General features: G+C 36.2%; 11 protein-coding genes and 1 tRNA gene. 3 read left to right on the forward strand and 9 right to left on the reverse strand.

Features of this window, described 5'->3' with window-relative positions; all coding sequences use genetic code 11:
* Positions 1–19 precede the first annotated feature (19 nt).
* From infB to rimP, 3 genes are all read right to left on the reverse strand, one after another.
* A complete protein-coding gene (gene infB, locus F1003_RS07885; protein ID WP_155088715.1) occupies positions 20–2,701 on the reverse strand; it encodes a translation initiation factor IF-2 in 2,682 nt (893 codons plus the stop codon).
* Between the two features lie 69 nt (positions 2,702–2,770).
* Positions 2,771–4,003, reverse strand: coding sequence for a transcription termination factor NusA (nusA, locus tag F1003_RS07890; protein ID WP_155088716.1), 1,233 nt, complete (start codon positions 4,001–4,003; stop codon positions 2,771–2,773).
* Positions 4,004–4,015: 12 nt separating this feature from the next.
* Positions 4,016–4,480: a ribosome assembly cofactor RimP gene (rimP, locus tag F1003_RS07895; RefSeq protein WP_155088718.1), complete on the reverse strand. Its 465-nt coding sequence runs from the start codon at positions 4,478–4,480 to the stop codon at positions 4,016–4,018.
* Between the two features lie 154 nt (positions 4,481–4,634).
* Here rimP and F1003_RS07900 point away from each other — a divergent pair, with 154 nt between their 5' ends.
* The gene (locus F1003_RS07900) at positions 4,635–5,459 is read left to right on the forward strand and encodes a universal stress protein (protein WP_155088720.1); all 825 of its coding nucleotides are present in this window, start codon (positions 4,635–4,637) and stop codon (positions 5,457–5,459) included.
* A gap of 172 nt (positions 5,460–5,631) precedes the next feature.
* On the opposite strand, the gene F1003_RS07905 is transcribed toward F1003_RS07900, so the two are convergent.
* Positions 5,632–5,704 (reverse strand) — tRNA-Gln (locus F1003_RS07905).
* Positions 5,705–5,857: 153 nt separating this feature from the next.
* On the opposite strand from F1003_RS07905, the gene F1003_RS07910 reads away from it, so the two are divergent.
* Together F1003_RS07910 and F1003_RS07915 are read left to right on the forward strand one after the other, a co-directional pair.
* The gene (locus F1003_RS07910; protein WP_155088722.1) at positions 5,858–9,250 is read left to right on the forward strand and encodes a glycosyltransferase family 117 protein; all 3,393 of its coding nucleotides are present in this window, start codon (positions 5,858–5,860) and stop codon (positions 9,248–9,250) included.
* 5 nt (positions 9,251–9,255) lie between these two features.
* Positions 9,256–9,921 carry a polysaccharide deacetylase family protein gene (locus tag F1003_RS07915; RefSeq protein ID WP_155088724.1) on the forward strand — a complete coding sequence of 222 codons (666 nt, stop codon included), beginning with the start codon at positions 9,256–9,258 and terminating at the stop codon, positions 9,919–9,921.
* On the opposite strand, the gene F1003_RS07920 is transcribed toward F1003_RS07915, so the two are convergent.
* From F1003_RS07920 to F1003_RS07940, 5 genes are all read right to left on the reverse strand, one after another.
* Entirely contained in the window at positions 9,902–10,198 is a 297-nt protein-coding gene (locus tag F1003_RS07920) for a thioredoxin family protein (RefSeq protein WP_155088725.1), read from the reverse strand. The genes F1003_RS07915 and F1003_RS07920 overlap by 20 nt on opposite strands.
* Before the next feature lie 106 nt (positions 10,199–10,304).
* A complete protein-coding gene (locus F1003_RS07925) occupies positions 10,305–11,594 on the reverse strand; it encodes a metallophosphoesterase (protein ID WP_155088727.1) in 1,290 nt (429 codons plus the stop codon).
* Between the two features lie 35 nt (positions 11,595–11,629).
* Positions 11,630–14,098 (reverse strand): beta-mannosidase, encoded by a 2,469-nt coding sequence (locus F1003_RS07930; protein WP_155088728.1) that lies wholly within the window; start codon positions 14,096–14,098, stop codon positions 11,630–11,632.
* A complete protein-coding gene (locus F1003_RS07935) occupies positions 14,088–14,777 on the reverse strand; it encodes a copper homeostasis protein CutC (protein WP_155089269.1) in 690 nt (229 codons plus the stop codon). The genes F1003_RS07930 and F1003_RS07935 overlap by 11 nt, the downstream gene beginning before the upstream one ends.
* Before the next feature lie 121 nt (positions 14,778–14,898).
* Positions 14,899–17,166: a beta-N-acetylhexosaminidase gene (locus F1003_RS07940; protein ID WP_155088730.1), complete on the reverse strand. Its 2,268-nt coding sequence runs from the start codon at positions 17,164–17,166 to the stop codon at positions 14,899–14,901.
* Between the last annotated feature and the right edge of the window lie 33 nt (positions 17,167–17,199).

A 17,199-nucleotide genomic window follows, 5' to 3' on the forward strand; every position in this document is an offset into this window, starting at 1 on the left:
TTATGTTTAAAAGTTTTTATTATTTCAACTTCTTTTTAACCTCAACTTCTTGGAATGCCTCAATAACATCTCCTTCTTGAATGTCGTTATAACCTTTTAGTTGCATACCACAGTCGTAACCTTTAGATACTTCCTTAACATCATCCTTAAATCGCTTTAAAGATGTAAGCTCACCTGTGTGGATTACAACACCATCTCTAATTAAACGGATTCCAGAATTTCTAAAGATTTTTCCGCTTAGAACCATACATCCTGCAATAGTACCAACCTTAGAAATTTTGAATGTCTCTCTAATTTCGGCAGTACCTGTAACTTCCTCTTTAACTTCTGGAGATAACATACCTTCCATAGCGTCTTTAAGGTCGTTGATAGCTGCATAGATAATAGAATACGTTCTGATATCAATTTCTTCCTTATCGGCTATTGATCTTGCATTTCCTACAGGACGCACATTAAATCCGACTATAATAGCATCAGAAGCTGTTGCTAATAATACATCACTTTCTGTAATGGCGCCAACACCTTTATGTATAATATTTACCTGTATCTCTTCGGTAGATAATTTTTGGAACGAATCTGTTAACGCTTCAACAGAACCATCTACGTCACCTTTAAGAATGATGTTCAATTCTTGGAAATCACCAAGCGCAATACGTCTTCCGATTTCGTCTAATGTAATATGACGTTGCGTTCTTACCGATTGCTCACGTTGTAATTGTGTTCGTTTAGCAGCAATTTGTTTCGCTTCACGTTCATCTTCAAATACATTGAATTTATCACCTGCTTGTGGCGCACCATCCAATCCTAAGATTGATACTGGTGTAGATGGCCCAGCCTCCTCTACATCATTTCCGCGTTCATCGTGCATGGCTTTTACTTTACCACTATTTTTTCCGGCTAAAACATAGTCACCAACTTTTAAAGTACCTGCCTGTACCAAAATGGTAGAAACATAACCTCTACCTTTATCTAAGTAAGCTTCCACAACTGTACCTTGAGCAGGTTTATTAGGATTGGCTTTTAATTCTAATAATTCAGCTTCAAGAAGTACTTTTTCTAGTAACTCCTTAACACCTGTACCAAATTTGGCAGATATATCATGAGACTGGATTTTTCCTCCCCAATCTTCCACCAATAAATTCATGCTTGCTAAGCCTTCTTTTACTTTTTCAGGATTAGCATCTGGCTTATCTATTTTATTAATTGCGAATACAATGGGAACTCCAGCCGCTTGAGCGTGTGAAATTGCCTCTTTGGTTTGTGGCATTATGGCATCATCTGCCGCCACCACAATAATAGCAATATCTGTAACTTGAGCACCACGAGCACGCATTGCCGTAAAGGCTTCGTGACCTGGTGTATCCAAGAATGCTATTTTTTGTCCGCTATCTAGCTGAACACCATAAGCACCTATATGCTGTGTAATTCCACCAGATTCGCCTGCAATTACATTTTCTTCACGTATATAATCCAATAACGATGTTTTACCATGATCTACGTGACCCATTACCGTTACGATTGGAGCACGAGGCTCTAAATCTTTTGGATCGTCTTCAGTAGTTTCTATGGACTCTTCTATATCGGCAGTTACAAACTCAACATCATAACCAAATTCCTCGGCTACAATAGATAATGTTTCTGCGTCCAATCTTTGGTTCATAGTCACCATCATACCAAGCGACATACATGCTGAAATGACTTCAGTAACACCAACATTCATCATTGTGGCAACTTCACTTACGGTAACAAATTCAGTTACTTTAAGCGTTTTACTTTCTGCTGCTGCAATTTCTTGATCGATCTCAGTCTGCTGACGGTGTTGATCTCTCTTTTCTCTACGGTATTTTGCTCCTTTTCCTTTACTGGATTTTCCTTGAAGTTTTTCAAGCGTTTCTCTTACTTGCTTTTGTACTTCTTCTTCACTTGGCTCTTCCTTAACCACTTTTGGTCGAGAACCTCTTCCTTTTCCACCTCTTCTGTTATCAAAATTTGGTCTTCCACCACCATCATTTCCTCCTTTACTGATTCTACGTCTCTTACGCTTATTACCGTCTTTAGATGCAGCAGGCTTTTCTTCTTTCTTCTTTTTTGGTTTGTTAAACTGAGAAAGGTCTATTTTTTTTCCGGTAGATGTTGGTCCGGAAAGTTTTTTGTATTGTGTCTTTAGCGTTTCTTCTGCAGGTTCACCAGATTCATCTTCATTTTCTAGCTTTTCTTTCTTGGTTTTAACCTTCTTTTCTTCCTTTTTAGGCTCCTTAGTTTCTTTCTTAGGTTTTTCTTTTATAGCAGCAGGCTTTTCCTTTGGCTTTTTTTCTTCTTCCTTCTTCTCTTCTTTTGCCTTCGCCTCAGGTTTTTTCTCTAAATCAATTTTACCGATTTGCTTTGGTCCACTTAAATCGGCCTTAGCTTTTACTACAGTTTCCTTTGCGGCTTCTTCCTTTTCTTTTTCTTCAATTTCGCGTTCACGTTGTTCGCGAAGCTTCTCCTTTTCCTTGAGTTTAGCTTCACTAACTTCTTGGGCTTTTTCACGCTTTGTTGCATCTGTCTGAAATTCATCAGAAAGCGTGTCATAAACCTCTTGCGAAATTTTTGTATTAGGACTTTTCTCAATCTCGATACCTTTGGATTCTAAAAAATCCACAGCACGATCTAATGAGATGTTCAGTTCCCTTAATACTTTATTAATTCTAATTTGAGCCATAAATTGCTGTAATATACTTAAATCTGTTTTATATCAATCTAACTTCCTTGTTTTAAAGTTAAACTGCTATTAGTCTTCAAATTCTTCTTTAAGAATTCTAATGACATCTAATATTGTTTCTTCTTCTAAATCAGTACGTTTCACTAAATCAACAACGTCTTGCTCTAGAATACTTTTTGCGGTGTCTAAACCAGCTTTGCTGAACTCACTGATAATCCATCCTTCGATTTCATCCGAGAATTCTTTTAATTCTACATCTTCTTCTGCACCTTCTCTAAATACGTCAATTTCGTAACCTGTTAATTGACCTGCCAAACGAATGTTATGACCACCTCTACCAATGGCTTTAGAAACTTCTTCTGGTTTCAATAACACCTCAGCACGCATGTTTTCTTCGTCTAATTTCAAAGACGTTACACGTGCAGGACTCAATGCTCTCGTTACAAACAACTGAATGTTATTGGTATAGTTGATAACATCAATGTTTTCATTACCCAATTCGCGAACGATACCATGAATACGAGATCCTTTCATACCAACACAAGCTCCAACAGGATCGATTCTATCATCATAAGAATCTACCGCTACTTTCGCCTTTTCACCAGGAATACGTACTACTTTTTTAACAGTGATTAAACCGTCAAATACTTCTGGGATTTCCTGCTCAAATAACTTTTCTAAGAACAATGGAGATGTTCTAGACATTATAATTGCTGGTTTGCTTCCTTTTAATTCAACACTCTCAATGATTCCTCTTACATTTTCTCCTTTTCTAAAGAAATCTGAAGGTATTTGTCTATCCTTTGGAAGAATGATTTCATTACCATCATCATCTAAAAGGATGATAGCTCTGTGACGAATGTGATGCACTTCAGCCGTATAAATCTCTCCTTCTAATTCCTTAAAGTGCTTATATATGTTTGTATTATCGTGCTCGTGAATCTTAGAAATAAGATTTTGTCTTAATGCTAAAATTGAACGTCTACCTAAATCAATAAGTTTCACTTCTTCAGCCACATCTTCACCAACTTCAAAATCTGGTTCAATTTTCTGTGCTTCGGATAATTCAATTTCTTGGTTTGGCTCTTCAACCTCGCCATCTGCCACAACAATACGATTTCTCCATATTTCTAAATCCCCTTTATCTGGATTTATAATAATGTCAAAATTATCATCATCACCATACTTCTTCTTCAATGCATTACGCAACACATCCTCTAGAATCGCCATCAGCGTAACTCTGTCTATTAACTTATCATCCTTAAACTCTGAAAATGATTCAATTAATGCTACATTCTCCATAATTGATATGAATTAAAATTTTATTTTAACTTTTGCTTCTTTAATATCGCTAAAGGCAACATTAGCTTCTTTTGTTACAGTTACCTTTCCTTTACCTACAGGCTTTGGTTGTCTAGTTTTCCACTTTAAAACCACGCCTTTGTCGTCAGCTTCGGTCAACTGACCTTCTATATTTTCACCATCATTGGTCTTAACTTCTAAGTTACGCCCAATATGCTTTTTATACTGTCTCGGCAAAACCAAAGGTGTCGCTGCACCAGATGATAAAACCTCTAAAGAGAAATCGTGCTCGTCTCTATCTAAATTATGCTCTATGGCACGGCTAATGAACATACAATCCTCAACCAGCACTCCTTTATCTCCATCTATTACAATTTTAATCGCATTGTCAGTAGACACATTAAAATCTATTAAGAACAGATCCTGTCTTTCCTTTAAGGCATTTTGCAATAAGTCTTCAACTGTACTCTTAAACATTTTTAAATATAAAAAGAGAGGACTTTTCGTCCTCTCGCGTATTTATTTCCGTAAATAACGATGCAAATATACAATATTTATATTGATTTTTCAAAGCATCGCTAAGTGGAATTATTTTTGTAAATTTAAGATACCAACATAAACCAAAAACATAATGAACAGAATACTAGTCCCTACCGATTTTTCTGAGCAAGCTGAAAACGCATTAAAAGTTGCAGCAATGCTAGCCCGAAGATACAATGCTGACATTTACCTATTGCACATGATGGAAATACCCATGCAGCATATAGATCCTGGTGCTGTTAGAAGCGATATTCCAGAGGCCCTATTCTTTATGAAATTAGCCCACAAACAATTTGAAGAATTAATGGAAAGTGATTTTTTGGAGGGTATTACAGTTCATGAAACCGTTAAAGCAGATATTTCTTTTAATGAAATTAAAGAAGCCTGTAAAGAGTTTGATATAGACTTAATTGTTATGGGTTCTCACGGAGCGTCTGGGCTTAAGGAAATGTTTATTGGTTCTAATGCCGAGAAAGTGGTGCGTTCTTCTGATGTGCCAGTACTTGTGATTAAAAACCACCATGCGAGTTTTAGCATCCGAAATTTTGTGTTTGCATCTGATTTTAAAAACGATAACAAAAAAACCTACGAGCAGGCCGTTAAGTTTGCAGAATTGTTTGGAGCTAAAATCCATTTACTTTTAGTAAATACCGCCAATAATTTTATTACAACATACGAGTCTAGAACAAGAATCAATGATTTTATCTCAGGTCAAACTTTTGAAAATTACACCATTAACGTACATAACGATACCAGTGTTGAGCAGGGCATTTTGAATTTCTCTGCAGAAATTGATGCAGATCTTATTGGCATCAGTACACATGGACGCCAAGGTATAGCGCACTTCTTTAACAGTAGTATAAGCGAGGATTTAGTTAACCATGCCAAGCGACCGGTTATTACTTTTAAGATATAGTCCTCTAAATAAATTCCCTTAAACAAAAAACCCTAACCGTTTGCGGTTAGGATTTTTATTTGTTGGCCTACTAGGGCTTACTTCGACTGCGCTCAGCACAGGCTTCTCGCCCCATTATAATTTCCTGTTAAGAAAAAATCCCAAACAAATTAATGTTCGGGATTAAATATCGTTGGCCTACTAGGGCTCGAACCTAGACTCTTCTGGACCAAAACCAGACGTGTTGCCAGTTACACCATAGGCCAATCGCTTAAATTGAGGGTGCAAATTTAAAACAAAGTTTGTCTTGGGCAAAAAAAAAGAAGAAAAATAATTGAAATTACTTAACGTTAACTTAAAAACGTAGGCATTACTATAATAATTAGTAAATTCGCCAGCATCAATAAGCAAGGTTTTCAATGACAGATTTTAACTTTAAAAAGTGGAATACCATCTTAGCATGGTTTGTATTTGCAGTCGCATTTGTAGTATACGCCTTAACCATAGAACCAACGGTAAGTTTTTGGGACGCAGGTGAGTATATTTTAACCTCATCTAAATTACAAGTTGGGCATCCACCAGGAGCGCCTTTGTTTCAAATGATGGGAGCGTTTTTCTCAATGTTTGCTTTAGAGCCTTCGCAAATTGGTATGATAATGAATATGATGAGTGCCACAGCGAGTGCCTTTACTATTCTATTTATGTTCTGGACCATTAGTTTGCTGCTCGTAAAGCTTGTTAAATATGATAAGGAGTCTAGCTCAAGCAAAGCAATGGCAATTTTAGGTAGTGCTTTAGTTGGTAGTTTGGCCTTTACATTTACGGATTCTTTTTGGTTTAATGCGGTTGAAACTGAAGTTTACGCCATGGCAACCTTAATTATGGCTGTAATGTTTTATCTCGCTTTACGTTGGGAACAAGACATGCACAAGCCAAGAGGTAATCGTTGGCTAATTTTAATTGCTTTTGTTATCGGTCTATCCTTTGGTGTTCACTTTATGGGTTTATTGACTATACCAGCTATTGGACTTATTTACTATTTTAAGAATTATAAGACCATAACGGTTAAGAATTTTATTATTGCGAACGTCGCTTCTGCGGCAATTTTGCTTTTTATATTCAAATTGTTATTGCCCTCAACCTTACAGTTATTTGGAAATCTAGAAGTATTCTTTGTGAATTCAATAGGGTTACCGTTTAATTCTGGTACCATCATCACAGGCTTATTGGTAATTGCCCTGTTTTACTTTGGCTTGAATTATACACGAAAAAAAGGCATGATACATGCCAACACCTTGGTGCTTTGCCTCATGTTTATTTTTATGGGTTTTTCATCATGGATGATGTTACCGATTAGAGCTAACGCCAACGTAATTATTAACGAAAACGACCCTTCGGATGCTAGAGAGCTTTTAGCATACTATAACCTAGAACAGTATCCTGAAACCCATTTATTTTATGGCCCTCAGTTTACAGAAATCTACTCTGGTGCCGATGAAGATGAGCCATTTGTAGATGACAAAAAGAATTATGAGCGCGACGAAAAACTAGGCAAATACGTCATTATAAACGATTGGGAAGGCAGTAAACAAAACTATAATCATGAGCATGCTTCCATACTACCAAGAATGTGGAGTAGCGAACACGCTGAAAACTACATGATGTTTACGGGTCTGATTGACTTTAAAGTCGACCCGAATTTGCAAACACGAGCTTATAACGAAGCACTCAGTTATGGACTCTCAGAGGAGGAGGCTGGTCAATATTCTATTCAAGAAAAAAGACGTTTTGACCAAGTGGTTAATGATTTTAGAATGCGAATTGCAAAAGGTGAAGTTGACTATGAAGATTATGATCAGTTTTTAAGGCGTTATGGACAGCAATATTTAATTGTTGAAAAGCCTTCTTTTTTTGACAACATAGCTTATATGTTTCAGTATCAATTCGGATATATGTACTGGCGTTATTTTATGTGGAATTTTACAGGACGACAAAACGATATTCAAGGAAAATATGACGACTTTAATGGTAATTGGATCTCAGGAATAAAATTGATAGACGAAATACACTTAGGAGTATCACAAGATAATTTACCGACTGAAGTTTTAGAAAATAAAGCCAGAAACACTTATTATTTCTTACCACTTATACTCGGTCTTATTGGATTTTTCTTTTTAATGTACACAGATGCCAAACGTTTTTGGGTGCTATTGGTGTTTTTCCTGTTAACTGGTATTGCGATTCAGTTTTATACCAACGTAAGACCTTTTGAACCTCGTGAGCGCGACTATTCTGTAGTCGGTTCATTTTATGTATTTGCTATTTGGATTGGCTTTGGAGTCTATGCAATCTATGATTTATTAAAGTCTAGCATTAAGTCAAAATTATTGGCTCCTGCAATTACAGTACTCTGCATTATTATAGTACCTGGTGTTTTAGCAGCTAATAACTGGGATGATCATGACCGTTCAGGAAAATACACCGCCAATGCCATGGCGCGTAAATATTTAGAATCTTGTGCGCCGAATGCCATACTCTTTACCATAGGTGATAACGATTCGTTCCCATTGTGGTATCTTCAAGAAATTGAAGGCGTAAGAACGGATGTTAGAGTGGTGAATACGAGTTTATTTCAAACCGATTGGTACATCGACCAAATGAAACGCCAAGCCTATGAGAGTGACCCTATCCCGTCTCAATTGACGCATAATCAATATAGAGGTGGGACCAGAGATGTTATCATAAGACGAGAAATCACAAATGACACTCTACCAATTAAAGATTTTATGGACTTTGTGTCTAGTGAAAAACCTACAACAAAATTTAAGTATGTGGTTGAAAGACAAGGTGAAGACCCTAGACAATATCCTAGCCACTTGTTAAACACAAATTACTTCCCAACTAGGCATATTAGTATTCCTGTTAACAAAGAACAAGTACTTAAAAATGGCATTGTAAAACCGAAAGATGCAGATAAAATTGAAGACACTCTGTATGCTGAAATTGAAGGCAGTTATATCTACAAAAATAGATTGTTGATGCTAGATATTCTTGCCAACAACAACTGGGAACGACCAATCTACTTTACTGGTGGAGCTTTTGGAGCAGATGATTATATATGGTTAAAAGATTATTTGCAGCTAGATGGTATGTGCTATAAACTCGTACCAATAAAAACACCTGTAGATAGAGCGAATCCTTATGATATGGGACGTGTTGATCCTGATTTGATGTATGACATGGTAAAACAATGGAATTGGGGCGGAAGTGGAGAAGAGATTTATCACGATATCGAAACAAGACGTAACGGAATTACCTATAGAGGGAATTTAGCGCGTTTAATGGAAGCACTTATCAATGAAGATAAGTTAGATAAAGCTGAAGAAATTGCCGATCTGGCCATGGAAAAAATGCCTGTGGATAAATTTGGTTTCCATTCGCTTTTAGAGCCATACATCAGTGCTTACTACGAAATTGGAAACGTTGAAAAAGGACGAGCTCTTTACAAAGATGTGGCTAAAATCTATCAGGAAAACATTCTGTATTTCAGTGGTTTGGATGAAGATGACCAAATACGATTAATAGATGATGTATATCTAGATATTCAGCGATACAGAGCTTTAGTGGATATATTGGTAATCTATAACGATAAGGATTTTGCTTTAGAAGAAACCAAAACCTTCAATAGTTATTTGAGTTTACTGGATAAATTTATGGGATCACCCGAAGAAGAACCCGAGCCTAGAGAAGATATAGATATCAATAGTATTCTAAACGATTCTATACTTGATTCTTTAGCACCCGAAGAATAAAAACGATGCAAATCATTCCAGCTAAGACACCAGAGTTTGTTAAAACATTATTTCCAAATTTTGTCTGGAATATTAATACCGAAAACAAAGAACTCTATCTCACGTTTGATGATGGCCCAACTCCAGAAATCACTGACTGGGTACTCAATGTTTTAGATGAATATAATGCTAAAGCAACTTTCTTTTGTATAGGTACTAATATTGAAAAACATCCCGATATTTTTCAAAATATAATATCTCAAGGTCATACAGTTGGTAACCACACTTATAATCACCTTAAGGGTTGGAAGCATAAAACCAAAGATTATGTTGAAGATGTTGAGAAAACTCAATCCTTGTTAAATTCTAAATTCGGTAATCGTCAATCGCCAATCGTCAATCTTTTCAGACCTCCCTATGGTAAGTTTAAAAATAAGCAAAGTAAAAAATTACTGGAGTTAGGATATCGGGTTATACTTTGGGATGTACTTTCTTATGATTGGGATAAATCTGTAAGTGAGGATACCTGTTTCAAAAATGTAACATCAGCAGCAAAGGAAGGGAGCATCATCGTTTTTCACGATAGTATTAAGGCATCACGAAATCTAAAATATACCTTGCCTAAAGTTTTGGAATACTACAGTAAAAAAGGTTATGAGTTTAAAGCTTTATCTAAGCATATTCTTGAATAATACCTATCAAAGTATCTGCATCTTTTTCACCACTATGACGCCATTTCATTTCACCGTCCTTATAGATAATCAATGTTGGTAAACCTTTAACACGAAGTGCTTCTGCTAACTCTTTGTTTTTATCTACATCAATTTTAATGACTTTCGCTTTATCGCCTAGAGCGGCTGCAACATCTCTAAGTACCGGATGCATAGCAACAGATTGATCGTTCGATTCTGTGTAGAAGTCTAATAGTACCGGAATATCGACATCTATTAATTCCCCAAATTTTGACATAAGTTATTATTTTAGTCAAACGTGTATCACAAACCTACATATATTTTTAATAGTAAATCTCAGTAAGTTTATTATCAACAACATAAAAATAAGCAATTGTTGTCAATTACGCTTCTTTTTTACCCTTTTTAAGCTCTATCACGGTTATTTCTGGCCAGATACCTACTCTACCAGGAAAAGCTAGATAACCAAACCCTCTGTTAACATACAAATATTTCCCAGCTACCTTATACAAACCAGCCCATTTTGGATAACGGTATTTTACCGGACTCCACTTAATGCCTAATGCAGGTAATTCTATACCAAACTGCATACCATGTGTGTGACCTGCAAGCGTTAATTGAATGTCTTTTCCAAAATTAATAACATTGGTTTCGTCTATAACAATGTCGTGATTATTGATGTCATCCGTATTTAATTCCATTTTTTCGTAATCAAAGTGCGAAGGATCATGACTCATTAAAATATTAAACTCGTTTTCTCCAATAGTTTTAGTCGCTTCTTTTAGGCTTCCACGTTTTGGGAAATGACGAGAAGCTCCCCAATTTTCTACGCCCAGAATATTAATGTGCTGTCCATTTTTTTCAATTCGTCGGCTTTCGTTCAATAGCAAATCAAAACCTATGCGCTTGTGCACTTCTTCCATCTTCATTTGATTATGTCGGTTGAGCTCAATATCTCCACCATAAGCATAATACCCATAATCGTGATTTCCCAGTACTGAAAATTTACCGTCTTTAGCTTCAAATTTATCAAAGACAGACAACCAACCTGTCATTTCCTCTGCTTTGCTATTCACTATATCACCAGTAAATAGTATAAGATCACTGTTTTGTCGATTGACCAAATCAATCCCTTCAGCTATCTCGCTCTTGCTTTCTAAACTACCTGAATGGATATCACTGATTTGGGTAATGGTATAGCCATCGAAGGCGTCTGGAAGATCCTCAAAAAACAGTTGGTGTTTGATTACTTGAAAGTTGTATTTACCTCTTGTAATCCCATGAAGAAAAGACGCAAACGGAATGGCAGCAACACCGAGTGCCAACTTAGATACAAACTCCCTTCTTCCTTTAAAATGAACTTCGTTACCAGAAAGTTTTTGAATGCCATAAGAAACACCTCTCACCAAATCTTCACCAAGCATAAATAGCAACATAAAAGCTTTGGGCAGAAATAGCATAATCAAAAACGCCAAGGCATAGCCATGTCCATGCGTAAAACTCTCGCCTCGAACAAAATTATAATAGTAATAGGTAAAATTGCCGACTACCAATATAGATAGCACCCAATAAATCAGATAAATCCAAGAACTTTTTGTCAATGTTCGGACGACCTGAAAGGCATAAAAATCGAGGAGAAAAATAAGGATAAAAAGTAATATCCAACGTAGCATAACTGTACCGTAAATTTAAGGGGTGAAATTACAAACTATCTTATTAAGTTATTAATGCATTTAATATTGAAATTGACTGATTCATTTTCTTGTGTAGAAAATTCAATAGTTTTTGGTTGATTAGGCAACAAATCGAAAAAATTATCTGAGAAATGGCCATTGGTCTTAGTGTAGAGAAATACATCTTTTTGAAGCGTTTTGCTTGACAGTTCTATCTTAAATCCATCATCATTTTTTGTGATTTTCTTTTGAATATCAGCTTTCTTTAGTTTTAAGTCCTTCGGTTTTACAAAGTAGAAATTTGAAGTTTGATTATTGAAATTTGAAATTAAGACCGTTTCGCTTTTTTTGAATTGAACCGTATTTAAATCAAGTTGATACATTATTTCGCTTGAAGTGGGATTTGCCATAACTTCTTTTGAATCTTCCCAAATCAAGTTACCATTAAAATCGAATAATTGTAGTGAAAGTGTTCCTCTTTTTAAAACTAAATCATCATTTACAATCCAAGTTTTTAAAGTGTCATTTTTAACTATTGAAGAAATTAAAACATTCTCAAAACTACGTTTAGCTTTATAATGCAATGCTTTCCAATTTCCAAAGTAATCTATACTGCTCCAAGCTACGGCTGGCCAGCAATCGTTGAGTTGCCAATATAGCGTCCCCATATTATAAGGCTTTGCTCTTCGTTGCGCTTCAATACCTTTTGTGATGCCGTAAGCTTGCAAAAGCTGACTCACATAGACATAATCCTCTGGGTTTTCAGGCACAGGGAAATCGCGCTGCATATAGTCTTCAATAATCTGAAATCCTCTTGAATGTTTTTGATGGTTTTTAAAGCTTTCTGAACTTATTTTAATCGAATCACTTTGATTGATATATCGAATCGTCTCATAACTCGGAAAGGACTGAAACCCAAACTCGCTCATAAAACGTGGTACGTTTTCTTCGAGATGCTCAAAAGGATAGCCATCGTGCCAAATCCACCAATCGTGTGCATCGCCTTCGGTTTTGTATTTAGGATTCCCTCTGCCGTATTTTGGCGAGCTTTCCCAATAATCCGTATCAGTTAATTGAGAAACAGTATTTGGCAAAATGGAATCGAATACTTTTAAATAATTATTCCAAATCTCTTTTTTTTCAGCTTCACTTCTATCTGCTTGCCAGCCCCAACGATGCCAACCTTCTGAGTTTTCGTTATTGCCACACCACAGTGCAATTGAAGCGTGGTTTCTTAGTCTTTTGACATTGTCACTCGCTTCTTGTTGTACATTCTCCAAAAAATTATCATCGCCAGGATACATGGCACATGCAAACATAAAATCTTGCCAAACGAGGATGCCTTTTTCGTCACATAAGTCATAAAACACATCATTTTCATAAATCCCTCCTCCCCAAACTCTGAGCATATTCATATTGGCATCAACGACATCATTTAACAGTCTCTCATAATCTTCATTTTTTACTTTATTTTGAAAGCTGTGTTGCGGAATGTAATTCGCACCTTTGGCATACACTGGTACATCGTTGACTTTAAAATCGAAAGATTTGCCAATACTATCCTTTTCGGTGACTAGCTCAATAGTTCTCAATCCCTTTTTTACCGATATGCTGTCGAGAATTTTTTCATCATCCTTTACAATAACTTTAATGTCATATAAATAAGGTTCACCTAGATTGTGTGGCCACCAGCGTCTTGGATTCTTGATAGTAAACGGAATTGAATGCGGACTATATTGAAATCCTTCTTCTGATACGGCAACTAAAGAGTCGTTAACAAATAACTCAAAATTGTAGTCGTGGGTTTTTCGATTGGCAAAATCTAATTGTACAGAAAGTTTTGCAATTGAATCAGTAAGACTATGTTGATTAACATACATATCATAAATCCTTGCATCATTCCAAGCGACTAAATTAATGGGTCTCCAAATACCACTCGTATTTAATTTCGGTCCCCAATCCCAACCGTATTGAAATTGTGCTTTTCTGGTAAAAATCCGATTGCCTTCGGGCAGCTCATAGGGCAGTTTTTCTTTTGCAAGCTCTTCGTGTTTTGAAGTATTTTCAAATAATATTCGAAGTTCATTTTGTTCATTTAAAATTTGCTTGACATCAACTTTCCATTCTAGAAAAGCATTGTTCGCTTTTAGGATTAAACTATCATTCAAAAACACCGAAGCATAAGTGTCCAGACCATCGAAATTGAGTGCTATGTTTTTCTTTTCAAGTGTTTCCTTGTCGATAGAAAATGAAGTTTTATATTCCCAATCGGTTTCGGAAACCCATTGTACTTTTTCTTCGTTACTGCCTATAAAAGGGTCTTCAATAAGGTCGTGATCTAATAAATCTGAGAATACATTTCCAGGAACTGTCGCAGAATGCCATACCGAATCTGTTGTTTTTTTGAATTGCCAATCATTATGCAATTCAATGTTAACAGGAATATCGTGTTTAGGCTGACAACTACAACAAACCAATATTAAAAGTAGAAAATTATATCGCATCTAAAATGGCTTTTATTTTTTGAGGGTCCGAAACGGTTAAGTGAGCAGAAAACATGGAATTTTCTTGTTCTATTATCGTTGAAGCCGATGCATGAATTTCCTTTAAACCAGCTTGTTTAAATTTAATTGCATTTTTAGAATTTACGCCACCTCCTGCTAATATTGTGATTCTTCCGTTTGCGATGTCGTTGAGCTCCTTTAGCAATTCCAGCCCTTCCTCAGCAGTATTATGTTGGCCTGAAGTCAGTACGCGATGTACTCCCAAATCAACGAGTTGTTCTAAGGCTTTTTTAGGGTTTTCAACCTCGTCAAACGCACGATGAAAGATAAAATCCAGTGGTTTAGATAGTTCAACTAGTTCTTGCGTCCTTTTAACATCAATGGATTTATCCTCTTTTAAAACACCTGACACGATTCCAGCGCAACCTAATTTTTTGCATACCTCAATATCATGCTTCATGATTTCAAATTCATCTTTTGAGTACACAAAATTTCCTCCTCTTGGTCTAATCAATACAAATACCGGAATGTTTAAATGTTCTATGACTTGTTTTAATAATCCATAAGATGGTGTGATTCCTCCAACACTCAATTCCTGACATAATTCTATGCGATGCGCTCCTGCTTGTTGTGCATTTTTTGCCGATTGGTATGAGTTGGCGCAGATTTCTAGAAGCATAATTTTATCTGTCATTGCGAGACCTTTAGGTCGTGGCAATCTATTTATTTTTTAATTCTTAATTCGTTATGATGAGATTCCTTCGTCCTTCGTCCTCGGAATGACACTTCAATTTATATTATCAATTCACAATTATCTCATCAATAAATGTCCATGCTTTATTGCCAGCACCTTGTTTTCCTTCTGGGATTGTGCCATAGTTTGGGATTCTCAATTTTATGGTTTTTCCTTTCAGCTCTTTTTTAAGATTGAATTCAACTATGTTCTTATCATTAGTTTGAAGCTTAATTTTTTCGATTTCTTCTTCAATTTCGATTTCGACTTCTAAAGGCGCATAAATCCACTGACCATTTCCATTATAAAATCGTGTTTCAATAGAATTGATTTCTTTTTCCTCACCCAAATCAATAGTAATCTCAATATCCTCGCCCCAAAATCCTAACCACTCTTTATCGCCATAACGCGAATCACTTCCGCTAATACCATTAATCAAACCTTCTGCACCACTACCAGTGTAAGCTTTATGTGGTGTTTTATCAATAGTGATTTTCGCACCAACAGCTTTATGAAAATTGATGTTTTGAGTGAATGTTTTTCCGAGTTGTTTTTTCCCCTTAAAAACGGCTGCTTTTAGCATCGTACTTTCAGTTATCGGGATTTGGGATTTATATATTTTCGAATTTGAATCCGGTTCACTGCCATCCAAAGTATAACGAATGTTTTTACCATCAGTTAAGGTTTTAAGTTCATAAAAAACATTATCATTTTTTGAAACCATATTACCGTCAATCTCATACAAATGGTTGGCATAGTTGATACCCAAGGCGTCCAATCGCTTGTGAAACGTCTCTAATCGCGATACAAAATCCTCGTAGTTTTTATTTTCCGGCTTTAACCAAACAACTTCGCTCATTGCTAATAGTCGCGGGAAAGCCATATACTCCACCTGGTCTTCGGTTGGCATATATTCTGTCCAAACATTACCTTGAGCACCTAAAACATATTTTGATTCTTCTTCAGTGAGTTCCTCTGGAATTGGATTAAATCCATACACTTTTTCCAACGGTAAAAAACCACCAATGGACAAAGGTTCGTCCTCGCTTTCAGATTGGTAATAATCGAAATAACAATGTGATGTTGGTGTCATGACGACATTGTGCCCAGCTTTTGCTGCTTCAACCGCTCCACTGGTTCCTCTCCAAAACATAACCGTGGCATTTGGTGCGAGACCACCTTCCAAAATTTCATCCCAACCGATGATTTGTCGGCCTTTAGAATTCAAATATTTTTCCATTTTTGTGATGAAATAACTTTGAAGTTCGTGTTCGTCTTTAAGGCCTTCGGTTTTAATTAAGGCTTGGCAGTGCTCACAATTTTTCCATCGTGTTTTTGGTGCTTCGTCTCCACCAATATGAATGTATGTACTAGGGAATAGTTCTAAAACCTCATCTAAAACGTCTTCCAGAAAAGTGAACGTCTTTTCATTCGGACAATAAATGTCCTCAAAAACGCCCCATTTTGTGGCAACTTCAATTTGCTCACCTGTACAGCCTAACTCAGGATAAGCTGCAATAGCAGCTTGTGCATGGCCTGGCATTTCAATTTCTGGGATTACCGTTACAAAACGTTTTTTAGCATAAGCGACAATATCCTTAATTTCGTCTTGGGTGTAAAATCCGCCGTATTTTTTTCCATCAAATTGATGTCGTTGATCGCTATAATGACCTATCAGCGTTTCGTCTCTATAAGCTGAAATTTCCTGTAATTTTGGATATTTTTTAATCTCAATTCGCCAGCCTTGGTCATCTGTGAGATGCCAATGAAAGGTGTTCATTTTCAATATTGCCAAGGCATCAATATATTTTTTAATAAAATCAACTGAGAACATATGGCGAGATACATCCAAGTGCATGCCTCGATATTGAAATTGTGGGTAATCCCTTATTATAGTTGCTGAAATAGCGATGTCTTTCCCTTTAAATTTACCCGTTTCAAATTGGGCAGGTAATAATTGCCTCAAGCTTTGCACTGCATAAAATGCGCCCTGAGCAGTGGAAGCACTGATTTCTATACGAATTGGATTAACTTCAATCGTGTAACCTTCAGGATTTGAAATGGTGGAATCCTTTACAAAACTAATTCTGTTTTCCACTCCCTTTGTTTTTTTCAATCCAGGCTTTAGAAATTCCGAAAGAAAATTTCCAGCAACACTAAATTCATCTTCAAAATGTATGGTGGTTTCAGAAGACAGCACAAACTGACCATCTCTAAATTCTTGATTTACAGGTGCAGGAATTAGCAATGCCTTGGCTGTTTCAACTTCATTTTCAACACAACCGAAAATGAACACTGATAAAAGTAAAACGAAGGCAATTTTCTTGAAATGCATTTTAGTATATTAGTTGCATTAAAATTAGCAATC

Origin of the sequence: Winogradskyella ouciana, assembly GCF_009709615.1 — a bacterium.
Lineage (GTDB): Bacteria > Bacteroidota > Bacteroidia > Flavobacteriales > Flavobacteriaceae > Winogradskyella > Winogradskyella ouciana.

Excerpts from the sequence above, each read along its gene's own strand:
- F1003_RS07940 (WP_155088730.1), bottom strand. The coding sequence starts at position 17,166 with ATGCATTTCAAGAAAATTGCCTTCGTTTTACTTTTATCAGTGTTCATT.
- F1003_RS07920 (WP_155088725.1), bottom strand. The coding sequence starts at position 10,198 with ATGTCAAAATTTGGGGAATTAATAGATGTCGATATTCCGGTACTATTA.
- F1003_RS07925 (WP_155088727.1), bottom strand. The coding sequence starts at position 11,594 with ATGCTACGTTGGATATTACTTTTTATCCTTATTTTTCTCCTCGATTTT.
- nusA (WP_155088716.1), bottom strand. The coding sequence starts at position 4,003 with ATGGAGAATGTAGCATTAATTGAATCATTTTCAGAGTTTAAGGATGAT.
- F1003_RS07910 (WP_155088722.1), top strand. The coding sequence starts at position 5,858 with ATGACAGATTTTAACTTTAAAAAGTGGAATACCATCTTAGCATGGTTT.
- F1003_RS07935 (WP_155089269.1), bottom strand. The coding sequence starts at position 14,777 with ATGCTTCTAGAAATCTGCGCCAACTCATACCAATCGGCAAAAAATGCA.
- infB (WP_155088715.1), bottom strand. The coding sequence starts at position 2,701 with ATGGCTCAAATTAGAATTAATAAAGTATTAAGGGAACTGAACATCTCA.
- F1003_RS07915 (WP_155088724.1), top strand. The coding sequence starts at position 9,256 with ATGCAAATCATTCCAGCTAAGACACCAGAGTTTGTTAAAACATTATTT.
- rimP (WP_155088718.1), bottom strand. The coding sequence starts at position 4,480 with ATGTTTAAGAGTACAGTTGAAGACTTATTGCAAAATGCCTTAAAGGAA.
- F1003_RS07900 (WP_155088720.1), top strand. The coding sequence starts at position 4,635 with ATGAACAGAATACTAGTCCCTACCGATTTTTCTGAGCAAGCTGAAAAC.
- F1003_RS07930 (WP_155088728.1), bottom strand. The coding sequence starts at position 14,098 with ATGCGATATAATTTTCTACTTTTAATATTGGTTTGTTGTAGTTGTCAG.